This is a genomic window from Candidatus Nitrosopumilus sp. SW (assembly GCF_006740685.1).
Taxonomy (GTDB): Archaea; Thermoproteota; Nitrososphaeria; order Nitrososphaerales; family Nitrosopumilaceae; genus Nitrosopumilus.
Genome location: NZ_CP035425.1, coordinates 555,986 through 575,539 on the forward strand (window position 1 = coordinate 555,986; position 19,554 = coordinate 575,539).

General features: G+C 35.1%; 21 protein-coding genes, 2 tRNA genes and 1 rRNA gene. 9 read left to right on the plus strand and 15 right to left on the minus strand.

Features of this window, described 5'->3' with window-relative positions; translation table 11 throughout:
* The first annotated feature begins 20 nt into the window (after window positions 1–20).
* The 3 genes from Nisw_RS03430 to Nisw_RS03435 are packed head-to-tail and all read left to right on the plus strand — an operon-like array spanning window position 21 to window position 2,108.
* Window positions 21–404, plus strand: a complete 384-nt coding sequence (locus Nisw_RS03430; RefSeq protein ID WP_185736664.1) for a hypothetical protein — start codon at window positions 21–23, stop codon at window positions 402–404.
* 57 nt (window positions 405–461) lie between these two features.
* Window positions 462–608: a hypothetical protein gene (locus Nisw_RS09120; RefSeq protein ID WP_185736665.1), complete on the plus strand. Its 147-nt coding sequence runs from the start codon at window positions 462–464 to the stop codon at window positions 606–608.
* A gap of 33 nt (window positions 609–641) precedes the next feature.
* Window positions 642–2,108 carry a leucyl aminopeptidase gene (locus tag Nisw_RS03435; protein WP_141976541.1) on the plus strand — a complete coding sequence of 489 codons (1,467 nt, stop codon included), beginning with the start codon at window positions 642–644 and terminating at the stop codon, window positions 2,106–2,108.
* 1 nt (window position 2,109) lies between these two features.
* Here Nisw_RS03435 and Nisw_RS09420 read toward each other — a convergent pair whose 3' ends face one another.
* Complete coding sequence (locus tag Nisw_RS09420; protein WP_255430846.1) at window positions 2,110–2,238, minus strand: hypothetical protein; 129 nt, start codon at window positions 2,236–2,238, stop codon at window positions 2,110–2,112.
* 44 nt (window positions 2,239–2,282) lie between these two features.
* Window positions 2,283–2,402: ribosomal RNA gene (rrf, locus tag Nisw_RS03440) — 5S ribosomal RNA — on the minus strand.
* A 92-nt stretch (window positions 2,403–2,494) separates the two neighbouring features.
* Between rrf and Nisw_RS03445 the strand changes: the two genes are divergently transcribed.
* Window positions 2,495–4,282: a ribosome biogenesis/translation initiation ATPase RLI gene (locus Nisw_RS03445; RefSeq protein ID WP_141976543.1), complete on the plus strand. Its 1,788-nt coding sequence runs from the start codon at window positions 2,495–2,497 to the stop codon at window positions 4,280–4,282.
* A 5-nt stretch (window positions 4,283–4,287) separates the two neighbouring features.
* Window positions 4,288–5,115 carry a class I SAM-dependent methyltransferase family protein gene (locus tag Nisw_RS03450; RefSeq protein ID WP_141978478.1) on the plus strand — a complete coding sequence of 276 codons (828 nt, stop codon included), beginning with the start codon at window positions 4,288–4,290 and terminating at the stop codon, window positions 5,113–5,115.
* Between the two features lies 1 nt (window position 5,116).
* Here the strand turns inward: Nisw_RS03450 and Nisw_RS03455 are convergent, their stop codons facing one another.
* Window positions 5,117–5,335: a hypothetical protein gene (locus Nisw_RS03455; RefSeq protein WP_012214676.1), complete on the minus strand. Its 219-nt coding sequence runs from the start codon at window positions 5,333–5,335 to the stop codon at window positions 5,117–5,119.
* 37 nt (window positions 5,336–5,372) lie between these two features.
* On the minus strand, window positions 5,373–5,870 hold the full coding sequence (gene rimI / locus Nisw_RS03460; RefSeq protein ID WP_141976545.1) for a ribosomal protein S18-alanine N-acetyltransferase: 498 nt from the start codon (window positions 5,868–5,870) through the stop codon (window positions 5,373–5,375).
* A gap of 73 nt (window positions 5,871–5,943) precedes the next feature.
* Between rimI and Nisw_RS03465 the strand changes: the two genes are divergently transcribed.
* A complete protein-coding gene (locus Nisw_RS03465; RefSeq protein ID WP_141976547.1) occupies window positions 5,944–7,050 on the plus strand; it encodes a site-2 protease family protein in 1,107 nt (368 codons plus the stop codon).
* On the opposite strand, the gene Nisw_RS03470 is transcribed toward Nisw_RS03465, so the two are convergent.
* Window positions 7,042–8,124, minus strand: coding sequence for a transcriptional regulator (locus tag Nisw_RS03470; RefSeq protein WP_141976549.1), 1,083 nt, complete (start codon window positions 8,122–8,124; stop codon window positions 7,042–7,044). The two genes, Nisw_RS03465 and Nisw_RS03470, sit on opposite strands and share 9 nt — an antisense overlap.
* Before the next feature lie 50 nt (window positions 8,125–8,174).
* Here Nisw_RS03470 and pyrE point away from each other — a divergent pair, with 50 nt between their 5' ends.
* Complete coding sequence (pyrE, locus tag Nisw_RS03475) at window positions 8,175–8,780, plus strand: orotate phosphoribosyltransferase (protein ID WP_141976551.1); 606 nt, start codon at window positions 8,175–8,177, stop codon at window positions 8,778–8,780.
* A 110-nt stretch (window positions 8,781–8,890) separates the two neighbouring features.
* On the opposite strand, the gene Nisw_RS03480 is transcribed toward pyrE, so the two are convergent.
* Both Nisw_RS03480 and Nisw_RS03485 read right to left on the minus strand, forming a co-directional pair.
* A tRNA-Ile gene (locus Nisw_RS03480) sits at window positions 8,891–8,964 on the minus strand.
* Between the two features lie 41 nt (window positions 8,965–9,005).
* Window positions 9,006–9,638 (minus strand): TenA family transcriptional regulator, encoded by a 633-nt coding sequence (locus tag Nisw_RS03485; RefSeq protein ID WP_141976553.1) that lies wholly within the window; start codon window positions 9,636–9,638, stop codon window positions 9,006–9,008.
* A gap of 80 nt (window positions 9,639–9,718) precedes the next feature.
* On the opposite strand from Nisw_RS03485, the gene Nisw_RS03490 reads away from it, so the two are divergent.
* Window positions 9,719–9,812, plus strand: a tRNA-Glu gene (locus tag Nisw_RS03490).
* Between the two features lie 46 nt (window positions 9,813–9,858).
* Entirely contained in the window at window positions 9,859–10,710 is an 852-nt protein-coding gene (locus Nisw_RS03495; protein ID WP_141976555.1) for a polyprenyl synthetase family protein, read from the plus strand.
* Here the strand turns inward: Nisw_RS03495 and Nisw_RS03500 are convergent.
* The 8 genes from Nisw_RS03500 to Nisw_RS03535 are packed head-to-tail and all read right to left on the minus strand — an operon-like array spanning window position 10,700 to window position 19,553.
* Window positions 10,700–12,184 (minus strand): NADH-quinone oxidoreductase subunit N, encoded by a 1,485-nt coding sequence (locus Nisw_RS03500; protein ID WP_141976557.1) that lies wholly within the window; start codon window positions 12,182–12,184, stop codon window positions 10,700–10,702. The two genes, Nisw_RS03495 and Nisw_RS03500, sit on opposite strands and share 11 nt — an antisense overlap.
* 12 nt (window positions 12,185–12,196) lie before the next feature.
* Window positions 12,197–14,275, minus strand: a complete 2,079-nt coding sequence (locus Nisw_RS03505; RefSeq protein WP_141976559.1) for an NADH-quinone oxidoreductase subunit L — start codon at window positions 14,273–14,275, stop codon at window positions 12,197–12,199.
* Window position 14,276: 1 nt separating this feature from the next.
* The gene (locus Nisw_RS03510; RefSeq protein ID WP_141976561.1) at window positions 14,277–15,830 is read right to left on the minus strand and encodes a NuoM family protein; all 1,554 of its coding nucleotides are present in this window, start codon (window positions 15,828–15,830) and stop codon (window positions 14,277–14,279) included.
* Complete coding sequence (gene nuoK, locus Nisw_RS03515) at window positions 15,830–16,135, minus strand: NADH-quinone oxidoreductase subunit NuoK (protein WP_141976563.1); 306 nt, start codon at window positions 16,133–16,135, stop codon at window positions 15,830–15,832. Before nuoK ends, Nisw_RS03510 begins: the two co-directional genes overlap by 1 nt.
* Complete coding sequence (locus Nisw_RS03520; RefSeq protein ID WP_141976565.1) at window positions 16,116–16,628, minus strand: NADH-quinone oxidoreductase subunit J; 513 nt, start codon at window positions 16,626–16,628, stop codon at window positions 16,116–16,118. The genes nuoK and Nisw_RS03520 overlap by 20 nt, the downstream gene beginning before the upstream one ends.
* Window positions 16,621–17,118: an NADH-quinone oxidoreductase subunit I gene (locus Nisw_RS03525; RefSeq protein WP_012214664.1), complete on the minus strand. Its 498-nt coding sequence runs from the start codon at window positions 17,116–17,118 to the stop codon at window positions 16,621–16,623. Before Nisw_RS03525 ends, Nisw_RS03520 begins: the two co-directional genes overlap by 8 nt.
* A complete protein-coding gene (gene nuoH / locus Nisw_RS03530) occupies window positions 17,118–18,416 on the minus strand; it encodes an NADH-quinone oxidoreductase subunit NuoH (RefSeq protein ID WP_141976567.1) in 1,299 nt (432 codons plus the stop codon). The genes Nisw_RS03525 and nuoH overlap by 1 nt, the downstream gene beginning before the upstream one ends.
* On the minus strand, window positions 18,417–19,553 hold the full coding sequence (locus Nisw_RS03535; protein WP_141976569.1) for an NADH-quinone oxidoreductase subunit D: 1,137 nt from the start codon (window positions 19,551–19,553) through the stop codon (window positions 18,417–18,419).
* Window position 19,554: the final 1 nt, after the last annotated feature.

Consider the following 19,554-nt stretch of genomic DNA (forward strand, 5'->3'; position numbering starts at 1 on the left):
AAATTCAATGTAAATACAATATGAGAAATGATATTGATTTTCCATTAGTTGTTTTTGATAATCAATGTTATTTGTGCGTAAAATTTGCAAAATTTGTAGATTTTTTTGCTAGAGGAAAAATGAGGATGGTAGGACATTATACAAAAGAAGGTGAAAGTATTCGAGAAAAAATTCTGGATGAATCTGCATTAGAGATGTTTTGGGTTATTGATGAAAAAAAAGCATACGGCGGGAGATCTGCATTACTGCCATTAATAAAAACAATTTTTTCAAACAAATCAAAAAAATTCCCGACAATGGGAATTGATGAACAATGTTCACAAGATTGTAAATCAGTTAAAGCAGTTTTTGTTAGATCAACTAGTTTGATTTCAAATAGTAAAATTATCAAAATTAGTGATTAAGTTCACATTTGATTACTAAAAATAGGTTTTAATAATTAAAAAAAATATTTCAAACAAATGGCAGAAAGAAGAACTATAATGATTGATGATGATGTAGCTAAAAAAGTTAGAAATATTCAAGCAAAGAAAATTAAAGAAACTGCTGGAACAGTAAGTTTTTCTTCAGTAATTAATGAAATGCTTAGAGAATGTAATAAATCATAAATCTAAATAATACTATGAAAATCATACATACGTATGAAGATCAAAATACAAAATACTCCAAAGAAAACACAACTTCTTTGTGGATTTGCATTAGAGAAATCAGATAAAGTTTTAGGATTACCAAAATTAGATGCCAAAACATCCTTTGCAGTAAATCAGTCACTCAAAGATATGGAAGGAAAGTTTGGCAAATTAACAATTATTCCAACTACAGGAAAAAATCAATTTCAAAGAATCCTAATTGCAGGTATAGGAAAAAAAGAAGCCATTACAAAAGATACTTTTAGACAGATTTCAGGTAAAATTGCTCAAAAATCGCGTGAATTAAAATTAAAAGAATTTTCAATTATCACACCCCCCACATTTGTTATTGATCAAATTTCTTCAACATCACAAATTGTGGAAGGAGTAAAAATGGCATTATACAAATTTGAAAAATTCAAGGCTGAAAAAGAAGAAAAATCTCCAGATATGACAATAATTGTTTCAAAATCAAACAAGGTTTTACAAGCAATAAAGACAGCAGAAATTGTTGCAGATGGAGCTATATTTACAAAAAGTATTGCTAATTTACCTCCAAACGAGTGTACGCCATCAACATTAGCAAATTTTGCAAAAACTATTTCCAAAAATAAAATGAAATGTAAAATTATTTCAAAACAAGAACTGAAAAAGAAAGGTTTTGGAGGGATTTCGGCAGTAGGGCAAGGAAGTAAGAATGAACCAAAACTAATCATCATGGAACACAGTAGGGGTTCAAGAAATGAAAAACCAATAGTACTTGTTGGAAAAGCTGTCACATTTGATACTGGAGGAATTTCATTGAAACCCGGAGCAAATATGGATGAAATGAAATTTGATAAATGTGGAGGTTGCACAGTGTTAGGAATTATGAAAGCAGTTTCAGAATTAAAATTACCAATTAATGTAATTGGAATTGTTCCATCTGTGGAAAATATGCCAGGTGGAGAATCATATAGACCAGGAGACATAATTAAACTATACAATGGAAAAACAGCAGAAATTCTCAATACAGATGCAGAAGGACGATTAATTTTAGCTGATGCATTAGCATATGGAGAAAAATATTATTCGCCAAAAGCAATTATTGATTTTGCTACATTAACAGGAGCTTGTATTATAGCATTAGGAACTAATGTAGCAGGAATGGTTTCAAATAATGAAAAATTATCAAAGAAAATTTTTGAATCATCAAAAAATACTACAGAACAAATTTGGGAGCTTCCATTAAATCAGGAATTCATGGACATGATAAAATCAGATGTAGCAGACATGAAAAATATTGGCATAGGAAGAGCAGCTGGAACAATAACTGCTGCTGCATTTTTGAGAAATGCAATAGAAGATACACCATGGACACATTTGGATATTGCAGGTGTAGCTTGGACACAAATTGCCACAAAAGAAAAATCATACAATCCAAAAGGAGCAACAGGTTTTGGAGTTAGATTGATTTTAGATTATTTACAAAAATTGTAAATCAGTAACCTCTGCTGTTTCTATCAGGTTTTCCAACATTGGGATTTCTCCAACCATGTTTTTCCATCATGTGATTCATCAATCGGATGTCATTATCACATATTTCTCCACAAACAGAACAATTTGGCATGTAATGTTTTGATAAATTTCATTATTAATAGATTGTAAATTAGAAAATGCCAGCACTGTTGCTTCCCAAGGGCTCTCGCATCTTAGTAGCACAACAGCGACGTCAGGTTTGACTTCCAAGTTCGGAAAGGGATTGGGTCGCACCCTAACGCTATGGCCGGCTTGAAAATTTGTATTAAAATCTCAATTATTAACGTAACGAAACCAGATAATCACTCCAAAATAGGTATAAAACAAAGAGATTACCGCTCTAGCACATGACGCATAGAGTCGGAGTTTTAGATCATGAGCTCTGTCAGCCTAAAAAATGCGGTTTAGAGTGCATAAAGTACTGTCCAGTTAACAAATCAGGCGCAGATTGTATTGTACTCAATGAGGAATCAAAAAAGGCCCAGATTGATGAGGATATTTGTAATGGGTGTGGAATATGTGTCAAGGTATGTCCATTTGATGCAATTACAATAGTAAATTTAGCAAGCGAGTTAGCTACTGATAAAATTCACCAATATGGTCCAAATTCATTTCGATTATACAAATTGCCAACTCCAAAGAAAGGAGAGGTAGTAGGTTTACTTGGAAGAAACGGTATGGGGAAAAGTACTGTTGTAAACATTCTATCAGGAAATCTAAAACCAAATCTTGGAAGATATGAAGACCCTCCTGAATGGGACGAGATTTTAAAATATTATAGTGGAACGGAATTAAAACAACATTTTGATAAAATTAAACAAAATCAAATACGTGCATCAATTAAACCACAACAAGTACACCATATCGCACAAGCATTTGATGGAACTGGAAAAGAGCTTATTGAAAAATATGATGAGAGAGGAGTATCTAGAGAGTTGATCAAAGAATTAGGATTACAAAATTCTGTTGATCAAAGCTTAAAGGAATTAAGTGGTGGAGAATTACAAAGAATTGCAGTAGCTGCTGCAGCTTCTAAGGATACAGAATTTTACTTTTTTGACGAACCATCATCTTACAATGATGTTTTTCAAAGAACAGGTGTTGCACGAGTAATTCAAAGTCTTGCAAAAATTGGGAAAAGCGTAATGGTTGTAGAACACGACTTGACATTACTTGATTTTCTTAGTGATTATATCGAAGTACTTTATGGGGAACCATCAGCTTATGGTATTGTATCAAATATTCTTTCAACCAAAGTCGGAATCAATGTTTTCCTTGATGGATATCTACCAAATGAAAATGTAAGATTTAGAGATAAAGCATTTTCATTTGATGTTTCATCTACATCTACAGATGAATTTCAAGAAGGAAGTGAAATTGTAAGCTATCCAAAATTAATAAGAAAATACCCTTCATTTTCAGTTGAAATCGAGCCTGGTCGGGTAAGGAAAGGAGAGGTCTTGGGAATTATGGGAGCAAATGCACTTGGAAAGACCACTATGATGAAGATGATTGCAGGTGTTGAAAAACCAGATTCCGGTGAAATTGATAAAAAAATTAAGATAGCATACAAACCACAATATCTTCAAAATGATATTGATGTAGAAGTTGTTGCATTACTTGACAAAGCAAATGGAAGTCCAGTTGAAGGAAGTCTTGAAGAAGAACAGATTCTTGATCCATTAAAGATCAAGAAACTCTACAACAAATCAGTAAAGAATCTCTCAGGAGGAGAACTACAAAAAGTAGCAGTGGCATCATGTCTTTTGCAAAAAGTAGATTTGTATGCACTTGATGAACCATCAGCATTTTTAGATGTTGAAGATAGAATTGCTGTTGCAAAATTTTTACAGAAATTTGTTCGCTCTTTTGGAAAGTCAGCGATTGTAATTGATCATGATTTACAGTTAATGGATTTAATTTCAGATACCATGGTAATCTTTGAAGGAGAATCAGGAGCTGCAGGAAAAGCTACATCACCATTACCAAAAGCAGATGCAATGAATAAATTCCTAAGATCATTGGACATGTCATTTAGACGAGATGAAAAGAGTCTTAGACCAAGAGTAAACAAATTAGAAAGCAGATTAGATAAAGACCAGAAATCATCTGGGAATTTCTATTACAAGAATTGACTCGAATGCTAAAAAAATCACTTGAAAGTATACTTTCTCCAGAAGAGAGCGAAGAATTAATTTCGGCATTCGATCAAATTGGAGAAATCATTATTGTAAGAATCCCAGATTCTCTCTTATCTAAGAAAAAGATTATTGGTGAAGCCCTATTGAATGATGTAAAGATTGTAAGGAGTGTCTTTTATCAAGCATCAGCTGTAGAAGGAGACTTTCGTACACGAAATCTAGAGATTATTGCAGGAGAGGACAATACAGAAACAGAATACAAGGAATTTGGATGTAAATTTATCGTAGATGTAGAAAATGCATTTTTTTCACCCAGATTATCTACTGAACGAGATAGAATCTCAAATCTGATTCAAGAAGGTGAGGTAATGACCAATATGTTTGCAGGAGTAGGAATGTTTTCAATAATAGCTGCAAAAAAGAAAAAATGTACAGTTTACAGTCTTGACATCAATCCAATTGCATCAGAATTATGTGAGAGAAATATCAAACTAAACAAACTTGCAGGAGAAGTCATTTCAATTAATGGGGATGCAACACAGATTATCAATGAGCAGTTGATAGATAAATCAGATAGAACACTAATGTTACTACCTGAAAGATCTGATGAATTTTTAGAATCTGCAATTAAAACAACTAAAGATGGAGGAGTGATTCATTACTATTCACATATACATGCAGATAAAAAATCAGATGCAGGGAAACTTTCAGAAGAACATTATTTGCAAGTTTCTCCAATAAAATCAGAAATATTGGGTTCAAAAATTGTTAGACCAGTTGGTCCAAGATATTATCAAACAGTTGTAGATGTTAAAATTTCCAAGTAAATTAATCATCTGAAGTAATTGATGCAGGTGAAGGTTTGGTTGTTGCCATGACATATCCTATCCATGCAACAACTCCAAGAATTCCACCTGCAATCATTAATACAGATAATTGTAAAACAATTGGACTCCATTCAGATAACATTAACAAATATGCATATAGAAAAAAACCACCAATACAAAGAACAAAAATTGTAATTCCCATTCCTTTACGTTTGTCCATGGCGAGAAACTTTTTGCGAGTTATTTATTGGTTTTATCTAAGTAAATTCAATGGCCATAAGATATGCATCTTCACCATCACGATAATAGGCGTTAAGCTGTTGTCTAATTACAAATCCGAGTTTTTCATACAATCGTACAGCCTCATTATTACTACATCTTACTTCCAAATAGAATTCATCACATTTTCTGGATTGTACTCCTTTTACAGATTCTTCAACTAGTGCTTTTCCAATTCCTTTCTTTCTATAATCATCAAGGACTGCAATTGATACAACATGACCCTTCTTGACAAAACCTAATTTCTTAAAATTTGAAAATCCATATTCAGTTTTGCACATTATGTATCCAACATGTTTTCCGCCTATCTCTGCTACAATGAATGCCTCTGGAAGGTCTGCAAGTAAACTTTCATAGAAATAATCAGAATAATGTTCTGGCAGGGTTTTTAGATTAATTTCCATTACAGGAATGAGATCGCTGGGTTCAGCACGTCGGATATTACAATCACCTAATTGTCTTAGAATTACTTGCATACTTAGAGATAAGACTATCAATATTTAATTTTAAACCAAAAGACCATTTAATGGAAAGAATGAATCATAAAGAATGGAAGAGCATTCTCAAGAAGACATTATTTCTTTAGTAAATTCCATATTTGATGTAAGTGATTTTATAAAAACAGAATTTTCCATGGAATTTAGAATTGAAGATTTAGAGTTCAAATCAAAATTTGAGCAGTTAGCAAGAAAATTAGAGGGTATGAGCTTTGTATGTAAGTTAGAACAAAAAGATGGTGGAAAATTTGTCATTATTCAAAAATTTGCAATAAAAAAACAAAGAAGATGGATGAAAACCGCATGGACTCCTAGAGCTTTATTTGGAATTGTAATTGCATTTGTTATGATTGACGGATACTACAGAACATCTGGAACAAATTCAATTGTAGAGATTGGAGAACCTCTTGAAATGGCAGCAGTCTACACATTATCGCTGCTGGGAATTTTAGGAATTCATGAATTAGGACACATCATTGCAGCAAAAACCCACAAACTAAAAACAACTTGGCCATACTTTATTCCAGGTTTACCAGTCATAGGGATTCCAACGTTTGGAGCATTTATTCAGTCTAGAGGATTAACCATCAATAGAGAAATTTTATTTGATGTTGCTATAGCAGGGCCTATTGCAGGATTAGTTATTGCAGTTATTGTTTCAATTTATGGAGCATATACAGCACCCATTTTAGATTCTGAAATGGCAGCAGGATTATTTGAAGAATCAAGATTGATGGAGTGGGAACAAGGAGAACCACTACTAATGACTGCAAGTCTTGCGATGTTTGGTAAAGGAGGTCCCGGACAGGAGGTAATCATGACTCCAATAATGTTTGCAGCGTGGATTGGATTTCTAATCACATTTTTGAATTTACTTCCAGCATGGCAATTAGACGGAGGCCACATGGCTAGAACATTACTTGGTCCAAAATTACACAGATATGCAACTTTTGGCAGTATGGCAATTCTAGTTTTGTTAAATTATTGGTTAATGGCAATTTTAATTCTAATAATGAGTTCAAGGAATCCTAGTGCAATGCCTTTGGATGATATTTCACCGCTTTCAAGAAATAGAAAATTAGCATACATTGGAATTATTGGATTGGCAATTTTATGCGCACCATTGCCATCAGGTTTTTTGCCTAATTTTCTACCTTAGTAATAGTCTAGCACCATCTGCAACTACAGCAACCTTTTGTCTTGCACCTTGAGTCTTTAAGATATAATCCATAGAATATTTTATTCCAGGTAATGAAATCATGTTTAGTTTCTTTGCATAGAATTCAGGTAAAATGGAAACAAGCCCAATTTGAAAATTCTTTTGCACCTCTGAAAGGAATAGAAGATCTTCCATACCGCTAATGTATTTTGTAGGATTTCGCAATTGTTCCAAAGTCAATCGATCTTCAATATACTGTTGAATTGCATCAGAACCTAATCCCCCTTTACATTCAGCAACTAAAATTGCAAGACCATCTTTTTTGATTGCATTAGAACAATTCCATAAAGATGAAAAAGATTTTCCAAGATTATCATTACTTGCATCTTTACCAGTACTGATTATCATTGTTTTATGCTGACCAACATCTTTGATTGAGTTTGACTCCAGAATCTTTGTGTTAGAGATAGTTTCTGATGGATGTCCAACTGAAAAATCAATTATACCATGAGAATTTGCAACAATTTCAATTCCTTGAATTTCAAAGTTATCAGAAAATTTCTTTGCTTCTTGAAAACTTTCAGGATATTGGCCAGGAACGGGTAGATTCCCTTGTCTTTTGGCATATGCTGAAAGCATAGATTCTAGACCAAATTTTTTGAGAAGGCGTGTAGAAATAGTTTCATAACCAAAGAGACCATCAAATTCCATTTCACCCATAAATACAAGATTCGAGGTTGGGTTTTCCATATTATCAAACTCATTAATTGAGCTACCTTCTGGAAGTCCAGCTTTAACTTGATTTAGGATTTTTTTATCAGTAAGAATTTTTGGAAAGGGTTTTGATTTTTGTTCGCATAATGTAAACAAGGATGAAATTATTTTCTGAATAGATTTTGAGTTATGTAAAACCACCAGTTCCATAGGTTTTGACAAATCTAAGGTACTCAATTTTTCATTGATCGCTGAGTCATCTAAAACTTTACCATCAGAATCGATTTTTTGCTCTAAATTTTCGGCTCTTATATCCAAAACAACGTCTGTAATACCATAATTTAACCAAATTTCAGGCATAATTCATTCATAATACAAACCAAAATAAATCCAGTGTAGTTAATTTTGGTATGGAATTTGTAAAAGAGTTTGCAACCTTTTTGCATCAAAAAGGCATCATAAAATTTGGAGATTTTACACTAGCCAGTGGAAAAAAGAGTTCGTACTATGTAGATTTAAGACTAGTTCCAAGTTATCCCCATGAATTTAGAAAGATGGTAAAATATCTAGAAAATGAAATTGCTCAAGATATAGGATTAGACAAGTTTGATTCAATTGTTTCAGTGCCCACAGGAGGCTTGGTAATTGCGTCAGCATTAGCAATTGAAACGGTAAAACCGTTAATCTATGTTAGAAGCAAACCTAAAGACTATGGAACTTCAAAATCAGTTGAAGGTAAAATTCATGATGGCATGCAAGTAGTAATGATAGATGATGTTGCAACAACTGGAGGTTCTGTTGTAAATGCAATCAAGTCATTAAAAGAAGTTAACATATCGATAAAAGATGCATATGTGATTGTTAATAGAATGGAAGGAGCTGAAGAAGCATTAGAAGAATTAGGAGTTAAAATGCACTCAATTCTAGACATTTTACAAATTACAAAATCTTTAAACGAACAAAATCTAGTAGATAATGAAATTTTAGAAAAAGTGAAAAATCAAATTGGCAAATGAGTTTGGCAGCTCAGACAAATGCCTTCCAATCATCATTCAGATATAACTCTGATTCTTCATTGCAGCCAGTAAAATTTGATTGTGCTTATTTTAAAACTAACTGAAAATAATGGGCCCGAAGGGCTTCGATCCCTTGGCTCACCGGTTATGAGCCGGTTACTCTACCAAGCTGAGTTACGGGCCCTAAGCAGATGAATTTTTTCTCAGGTATAAAATGTTATGAGATTAACAGTATTCTTCAAAGCAACTGTCCAATAACAAATTTTGTGCAGAAATAGATTTTTCAGCAACCTCAATTAATTTGTCATAATCAGTTGAAGACTTTTCCAGAATATTTCTCCATGAAGCTGCATGTCTAATGTCAGCTTCTGTGTGTAGTTTGAAGTATTCAGTTGCTTCTTCACTAGTCATACCATAGAATTCTGCTAAACCATCAAGTTTTGTTTGGCTGATTTTTGGAATTTCTTTTTCAAATGCATACATTGCACATGCACCACTTTCAAAAGTATTCATTAACTCATTCAAATCAGATACAGCTTTTCTTGTTTTTGGTAGACCTGAATAAGACAATAATTCTTCTTCAGAAATTCCAAGTTCGCCTGCAAAAGCAATCCATGGTTTAATATGATCAGATTCTTCTTGTTGATTTTCAACCAATTCTTTAACAACAGATTCTGGGGCTTTGTCTATAATTGGAGCCATGAAGGATGGGACCTCTTTTACTAATTGGAAATATTCCTTTGAATATCCTGCTAGAGATTCTTTAGTTAATTTTCCATCAGACCATGCTTGGTAAAATGGATGTTTTAGTAAACTTCTTTCTTCAATCATTTCATCGATTTTTTGAATTATGTTCATGGTTTGACTCCAAATCTGCCAATAAAAAAATCTTTGTGGTTTACAAAAGATTTTATGGTCAAAATACAGAATTTTCTTGGGTTCCAGTGGTGTAGACCGGTCAAGCATACTGCCCTTTCAAGGCAGTGATCCCGGGTTCAAAATCAATCGATGAAAATCCCGGCTGGAGCACCAAGATTTAATTAACAATGGGAAATTTTTTTTAATAGAGGCCAGCATCTTGGACAGAAAAAATATCGAGATTAATCCTTTACTTGAAACATATGGGGAATATATCAAAAAAATTGATCAGGCATTAGATAAAGAACTGGATCTTTATTCAGAATCAGAATTCATTGAACCTTTGAAATATTCATTAGAAGGAGGAAAACGTATCAGGCCAATTATCCTCACATTATCAGCTGAAAGTATAGGTAAAATTGACGAAAATACATTTGCAGCATCTTGTGCAGTTGAATTTTTACACATGGAATCCATAATTCATGATGATATTATTGATAATGAAACCATGAGAAGACAAAAAGATCCATTCCATATTAAATATGGATACAATACAAGTGTACTTACAGGAGATTTTGTTTTAGGATTAATTTTAGCAATATGTTCTAGATTGGATAATCCTAGAGTGACAAAAGACTTGGCAACTACTGCCATGTTAATGAGTGAAGGTGAAATGATTGAAAGTAGGCTGGAGACAAGTGAAGATGTTACATTTGATGATTATCTCAAAGTAATTGAATACAAAACTGCAACTGCGTTTGAAGTAGCAGCCAGAACAGGTGCAATTATTGCAAACGGAACAGAAGAACAAATTGAAGGATTAACTGAATACGGAAAAAATATTGGAATTGCTTATCAAATTAGAGATGATCTTTTAGATTGGAAAAATGAAGACAAGTTGTTTAACACGTTAATTAAGAAAAGTTCAGATCCAAGAGATGTTTTTAACAAAATGGAAGAATTGTTAAAAGAATATTCTGAAAAAGCAAGAACTAGTTTAAGAAAAATTCCAGACAACGATGCAAAAGTAAATCTAGATAATTTGATAAAATTTACTTCGTTTAAGGCATAAGTCCCATACTAACTACGGGGGTTGCAAATTCTACAAATTTGAGGAGGGGTTCTGGATAAACACCAAATCCTACTAAGAAGATTATAGAGAATATCATTACTGCTACAATGGATTTTGGTTCTGAAACTCTCTTTTCTGTTTCACCTTCAAAGTACATCTTTCGAGTAATCCAACCATAGTAAGCAAGTGATAATGCACTGTTAAGAACTCCTGCTATTGCAAGCCATGGAGCCCACCACAATGCAGAACTAGCATCTAATGCACTTCCAAATAGCATCAATTTACTCCAAAATCCTGAAAGTGGAGGAACACCTGCAAGTGCAAATAATGAAATTACCATACCTAAAGCAGTAATAGGCATTCTTCTTCCAAGTCCTTTCAATTTATCAATATGAGTGACTGCAAGAGTTGTTACAATTCCTGCAATTGCAATAAAGGCAGCACCTTTCATCACTGCATGATTAAATATTTGATACAAAGAACCTTGTAAACCAAGAGAGCTGTATGGAGCAACTGCCAATCCAATCAAAATGTATCCAGCATGTGCAATACTAGAATAAGCCAACATTCTTGAAAGATTCTTTTGCATAATTGCTGCAACGTTACCAATTGTCATGGTCATTACTGCGATAATTCCGAGAGCCAAAGTCCAATCAAGGTTAAGAGCAACCATTCCAAGTACTATAACCCTAATTGCAGCAGCAAATCCTGCTTTTTTGGTTGCAGCAGCAAGAAGTGCAGTTACTGGAGATGGTGCACCTTCATAGGTATCTGGAAGCCATTGATGGAATGGAACAAGTCCCATCTTGAATCCAAATCCTGCGATAAACATTCCGACTGAAAGTAATGCTAATGGTAATAGTGAAGGATCAAGTGTGGAATAGCCTTCAATAACTTCTCCAATGTTTGTAGAACCAGTTAATCCATAAGATATAGCAATTCCGTAAACGATTATTGCAGAAGATAATGCACCAAATAAGAAGTACTTTAGGGCAGCTTCATTTGAACTTGGATTCTTTTTCATAAATCCAACTAAGATGTAAGTTGGAATACTCATGAGTTCCCAAGCAACAAACAGCATTACAAGATCAGTAGAGTATGCAACAAGGATCATACCAATTGTTGCAAGTAAGATTAGTGAATAGTAAACAGCAGGAGAGTTGTGTTTTCTCATATAGTTGAAAGAGCCAACTGTTGTGAACAATGCAACAATTAACATTGCAATTGCAAAGAATCCACCAAATGCATCATCTACAAGTACATCATCAGAGAAGAGAGCAGATGCGGCAACATTCTCATTGATGAACTCATAACCAACATATGCCATAGAGACAATTAGGGCAGCAAATGCAATTACAGCATAAAATGAGTTAGAACCTTTTTCTTTTCTAGCAATACTGATTATTGGAAGAATAACTCCAACAGTTCCTAAAATTGCAATTAGTATTAATGGCGTGGAAGTAATTTCTAACATTTCATATCTCTCCTACATCAACAATATCAGAACTACGAATAGTAATCCTGCTCCAAATACGAATAGATATGATTGAGAAACACCAGTTTGAGTTCCTTGGACGACTTTTGCACCCCATCCAACTGCTTTCTGGAATCCATCATTCATACCGTAATCGATAGCTGTCTTTTCAAAGTATCTGAATACACCTCTTGCTAACCATAATGGGGCCACTACAAAGCACCAATACACTATTGCGTTGAGATACCATCTGCTTAAGATGACTTTGTGAATTGCGTAAAAGAAAATGTTAGAGTTTACAAATTTGACAGGATCAACCCATCTACCAATATAGAATATGTATCCCAATCCAATACCAATTGCAAATGCAACAAGTGATGAACCAAGTGCTACAGGGTTAAGACCTTGTAAGAATTCTGGCAATATTGATGATTCAGCTTTTGCATGTTCACTGTGAATACCAAATGAATCCTCAAGATATACTTCAAACATATGATGCAATCCTTGTTCAGTAGATAATCCAATTAATCCAATTCCGATTGTTAATACTGCTAAAATTCCATATGGAACCCACATTGATAATGATGCTTCATGAATATGATGTCCTTCTTCTTCCATTTTTTGGATGTGTTTGCTCTTGTTTCCAAAGAAAACCATTCCAATCATTCTTGTAGTATAGAATGCTGTAATTATTGCAGTCAATACTGCGATTGCATATAGAGGTAGTGCCCATTCATTTCCAGATGTGTAAACTGCTGCAAAGATTGCATCTTTACTCCAGAAACCTGTTGTGATGAATGGTGCGCCCATTAAACCAAGACCTGCGGCCCACATGAAAGCATATGTCTTTTTCATATGTTTTCTTAGACCACCCATATCAGTCATAAATCGAGAGCCAACAATATGCAATAAAGATCCTGCTGCCATGAATAATGATGCCTTGAACATAGCGTGAGAGATTAAGTGGAAGAATCCAGCAGTGTAACCATCAACATATTGATGAGACAGTCCTGCAACACCTAATGCCATCATCATGTAACCAATTTGTGAACCAGTAGAATATGCAAGAACTTTCTTAATTTCTGGATTAACCATACCTTGTGTTGCAAGTAATAATGCAGTTATTGCACCAACCCATGCAACGATCTCAAAGAATTGATCTGCCATAATTCCTGCAGCACCTAATGCAAAGACAATTGGTCCTATTCTTGCAACCAAGAATACACCAGCTTTAACCATTGTTGCGGCGTGAATCAATGCAGAAACTGCAGTTGGACCAGTCATTGCTTCTAAGAGCCATTCGTTTAATGGGAATTGTGCAGATTTACCTACTGCACCGCCAAATAACAATACAAAGGCAGGAACCAAGAGACCTTGAGCATTCATAGCAATAGCCCATCCATGATCTCCCATGAGTTCTTTGAAGCCAAATGTTCCAGCAAACAGGAATATCAAAAGCATACCAGCAATCATCATTACATCGCCGACTTTGGTCATGATGAATGCCTTCATACCAGCATGTGTTGGTGCATAGTAATCTAGCAGACCAAGAACAGTACGTCCTTCTTGTCCAACATGATCCTTCTTTTTATCACGATACCAGAAACTGATCAATGCATAGGATGCAAGACCCACACCTTCCCAACCAAAGAAGACTTGGAGTAAGTTATCAGATAGAACAATTATTTGCATTGAACCAATAAAGAACATCATCCAGAACCAGAATCTTGTGATGTCTTTATCACCTTTCATGTAACCTGTACTGTAAATCATAATGAGAAATGAAATCCAGCCAACAACGTTTGCCATAATTACAGATAACGGATCAGCAAGGACACCTCCTTTCAGACCAATTGCTTCAATCCACATAATCTGATGGTGAATTTCGGATCCTTCAACTGCGAGAGGTAACAGAGATGCTGCAGATAATGCACTCATCAATGCAAATCCGACTGCGACATAACCTGTTGCTCTTTTTGAAATCTTGCCAACACCAGGCATGATCATTGCAGCTGCAAATGGTAAAATCCAAACGAGCCATGCTGCAGCAGATGTTGCTTCAAATGGTAAACCAATTGCTTCAGTTGCCATATTAGATTCCCAACACTCCGTTCATGTAAGGCAAAATTGTTTTCAAGAAGATATCTGGGTAGATTCCAAGTACAACAGTAAATCCAGCTAGAACCATCATGGGTGCTGTCATATACCAACTTCCTTCTTTGACATTTTCTAGGTGTTCTGGAGTCTTTCCAAAGAACACTCGTTTTAGCATCCATAACATGTAAGACATGGTAAGAGCAGTTGCAATTAGTCCGAGACCAAATGTTACTGCTCTAATTGTAGAACCTTCTTCAATTGCAGTTTCTAATGCTCCATAAAATAGAATCCATTCACCCATAAATCCACTAGTTGGAGGCACACCCATAATTGTAAGTGCACCAATGACTGCACATACAGCAGTGATTGGCATTTTTCCTGCTAATCCACCAAGTTTAGAAATACTACGTGTACCTACTTTAACAATAATAATTCCAGCCATCATGAAGAGAATACCTTTTCCAAGTCCGTGAGTGACATACATCATCTCGGCACCAGCAAGACCCATTGCAGACATTGAGCCTATACCAAACAACAAGTATCCCATCTGACTTATACTAGAATACGCAAGTAGTCGTTTCAGATCATCTTGCATTAAGGCCATTGCACCACCATAAATCATTGTAACAAGACCCCAGATGTGGAACCAAATTGAGAGTTCTGCAAATGTAGATGGTAAGAATTCAACAATTAATCTAAAAATACCATATGCACCAATTCCGATCATTGCAGGAGACAAAAGTGCACTAATTGGTGTAGGTGCCGAACCGTGAACATAAGGTAACCAGACGTGGAACATAAAGACGGCTAATTTTACTCCGAGACCAATCGCAATTGCAATCGCCGAGATCATTACAATATCTTGAGGAATTTCAGATTCTTTGATATCAGCAAAGTCAAAGCTACCAATGGTCAACCCAATCATCAAGAATCCCAATAGTAAAACAACTGCACCAGCGTGAGTCCAAAAGAGGAACATTAAACCAATCTTTCTTCTTGGACCATCACCCCAAAGAGCAACTAAGAAGAAACCAGGAATCAACATTACTTCGAAGAATATGTAAAATTCTATCAGATTTGTTGAAAGAACTGTTCCAAGCATTCCCATTGCAAATACAAGATAAAGTGCAAAGTAAAGACCAGATTTTGCATTAACATAGTTAGAAAGAGAGGATGATTCAACAACAGAACTTTGTCCACTTGAAGAAGAATTGATTTTTTGTTCTTCTTCAAATTGTTCATGGAATTTGTGAATCATGTATGGTTTTGAATAAAGTACCAAAATTGTGGACAGTACATAGATGATTATTGCAAATGGAGATGCTAAACCATCAAGTAAGAAACCGAATTCACCAAATTGTTCAGTCCATGGATAGTGTTCTTCAACAGTTCCAGATAATGCGGCATTAATTACAAGAATGGTGGTATAAAGTAAGATTGCAAATGTAAACCACATAGCAGGAGTTGGTCCTACTTTTCTTCCTAAAATGTAGGCTATTGGAGATAAGAGTAGTGGCAAGAAAACTGCCTGTAACAATGCGTATTCCATTATCCTTTCAAACTCCTGAAGTCTGCAATGTCGACATTTTGATACATACGATATGCTACAATAATTAACGATAATCCAACTGCTACTTCAGCAGCAGCAATTGCTATAGAGAACAATGCTAATGTTTGTCCACCGCTATGTGGTAAGAATCTGCCAAAGGCAACTAAACTAAGATTAGCAGCATTAATGATGATTTCAACTGCAAATAACATTCTGATAAAATTACGTTTTACAGCAAGGCCATAGATTCCTATTCCTAATAGGGCTACAGATACAAGTGTAAAATCAATTAGTTCGTTGGTCATTCTCCACATCCTCTCGTTTTGCTAATACAAGTGCACCAGTTACAGAACCAGCTAAAATCAATCCCATCAAAATTAATGCAGGCCAATAATAGGTTACAAAGTCTGTACCAATATCTCTAAAGTCAACAGGTGGCTCATCAGTTGTAATTGTTTTAATTCCAGAATCTAAAAAGACAGCACCTAATCCAACCATTACAACCATCATCAAACCGATTCCGGCAAACTTTCTTCTTTTATCTTCAATTTTTTTGAAGATAAGTTCTCTTTTTACCAACATCACAGTAAACAAAATTAAAACTGCAATTGAACCAACATAAACTGCAAGTTGGAACAATGCAACAAATGGAGCATCTAGTAAAAAGAAGAATCCAGCAATACCACCAAGAGTCCCCATTAATGCAATGGAGCCATAAATTAATGACCTTAACTCAAGTGCTGCGATTGCAGAACCAATTGTAATTACCGTAAGAGCTAAGAATGCAGCATCAGCCATGAGTTGCACCTCTATCAGTGATTTGGATTTCACTATCTTGTGTAAGATAGGGTTTTACTGCAAGTTGTGCAGGAGTGTAAATTAGACCTTCTTTAGTAAATGAAGATAATTCATAATCATTTGTCATGTAGAGTGCATAAAATGGACATGCATCAACACAAAGACCACAGAAAACACATTTTCCATAATCAATTTGTGGCATGATGGATTTTTTATTTTGTTTTTGCTCTTCAGGAACTTTTACCATTGCTATTGCTTCAGCAACACCTTCACAAGCAATTGAACATAATTGGCATCCAGTACAGTGATCATGAAATAGCATATGTCTTCCTTTTAATCCAGCTATACCAACACCAGTTGAAGGATCAAATTGATATCCATCACCTACAAACTTTAGTTTCTCTTCAGGATAACGAAGTGTAAATCGTTTAATTGCAATGTGTTTTATTCCTGAGTTTAATGCACGAATAATTCCAGTTGCAGTTCCCATTATTGTAATCCTCCAGGTCCCAAGACTCCAGCGTAAAGCAAGCCTAGTGCAATAAAGATGTTAACGAATGCCAATCCAATTAATTTAGTCCAACCAAGACTCAACAACATATCAATTCTGATTCTTGGGAAGACTCCTCTAGGTAACAGTATGAAGAAAATCACACCAACTGTTTTTAGAACAAACCAGAGAGTTCCATTTAGCATTTCTTGATCAAATAATGGCAATCCAGGGAATGGACCTACAGTAAGAGGACCCATTTCAACTCCAGTGAGTAATTCTTCTGGGAATGGAGGAACAATCATGGGGCCATTCCAACCACCTAAGAACAAAACAACAAACAATCCTGCAAATGCATAAAGTTTCAGATAGGTTCCTAATTGGACTAGGCCATACATCATTCCAGAAAATTCAGTCAACCAACCAGCAACAATTTCACTCTCTGCTTCCGGTAAGTCGAATGGAATTCTTTCTAATTCGGCTAGCATTGTGATGAAGAATACAATTGCTCCTACAGGCAAAAAGATAATCCATGGGAAGTTAGATTGACTTGCTGCAATTTCAGATAAGTTAAGAGTACCAGTAAGAATCACAACTCCTAACAAAGACAAAATTAACGGAATTTCAAATGAAACCATTTGGAATAGAGCTCTAATTCCACCAATGAATGGGAATTTACTGTTAGCAGACCATGCTGAAAGAATTGTTATGATTGGGAAGAATCCAATTACTGCAAAAACACCAAGTAATCCCAAGTCTACATCTGCAACTACCCAACCAGGAGCTACCGGAATTAATGCAACAAATGCAGCAGCTGTTGCAACAAATATCACAGGAGCTGCCCAAAATATTGGCTTGTCAGCTTTTGCGGGAATAATAATTTCTTTAGAAATTAATTTGAGACCATCACCCATTAATTGCAGAATACCTTCAATTTTTCCACAATAGAAAGGACCAACTCTTAACTGTAATTTAGCAAGCATCTTTCTTTCAACAAAAATAGTTCCAGCTGCAATTAGTGCAGCAAATCCAAATCCGGGAAATGCCATCACTCTAAAAATGTCTGTTGCCATGAATGCTTTGAGAATTGGAAGACTTCGTGAAGGATCTGCCAACCAAGTCATTGCAAGGAATGGTGTAAGTAATTCACCATTAATTACAGGCATTTCGATATAGAACAAAATTACCTGAATTGCAGGTAATCCAATTAGAGCCACAAGAAGTATTATCCAAAATATATTATCAAGAAGTGATTTGATGAATTCACTTAGTTTGAATTTTGGTGCTATAGCTGACATTTATCTATCTGCCTCCACTGGCCAGTAATTGAGACTCCAATAAACAGAAGGCATGTTTCCAAGTTTTTCACCAATCAGAAGATTAGGTAATGCAAGTAAGTTTCTAAATGAAGGAACACTCATCTTTACTCTATAAGGTTCAGTTTTACCATCAGATACAATATAACAACCAAGAGAACCTCTTCCAGATTCAACTCGTTTGTATACAGTAGCAGGACCTTTTGTCTTAGGATTTGGCTTTAGTTTTGTTCTGACAGAACCAGACTTTGGCATTTTCTGTAATGCTTGTCTAATGATATTGCAACTTTCCATCATGTCAAGCCATGGTACTTTAGATCTTGCGTAAGAATCTCCTTCTTTCATTACGTTAGTATGAACATCTAGTTCATCATAGACATCATATGGTGCTTTTACCCTTAAGTCATAATCTACACCACTTGCTCTAAGTACAGAACCAGTTGTTCCATATCTAATTGCATTTTCACGTGACAATACACCAGTATCTTGTGTTCTTGAAATCAAGATAGGATTATCATAAAATACTGCAGCATATTCTTTGATACGTTTTTCAAAGTAATTCACTTGACGCAAGCATACATCCTCAAAGTTTGCAGGTAAATCATTTCGTACTCCACCCGGAATAAAGTGTGCATGTGTTACTCTAGCTCCAGATACTTTTTCCATAAGATCAATCAAGAGTTCTCTGTCACCTGCTGGCCACATGAACATTGTAGAATGACCTAAGAAAATACCATAAATTGCAAGCCAATACATGGTATAGATACAACGGTTTAATTCTGAACAAATTACTCTAACATATTTTGCACGTTCTGGAACTTCGATTCCAAGAATTTCTTCTGCACCTAAAACGTATGGGTAAAGAACATTACAAGAATCATGAATTACTGGTCTTTCCAAGTGAGGAACGTTTGTGATGTAGTTTCTATATTCTGCCATCTTTTCTTCTCCACGATGCACATATCCTGGATCAGGATCACATGCAACAATATAATCACCATCAATTTGAACAACAATTCTCATGTGTCCAGAACCGGGATGCTGTGGTCCTACATTGAGAGTCATAATTCTCTCATCTACTTTTTTGAGTGCTAATCCAGGGGGCATTATATCAGTCATT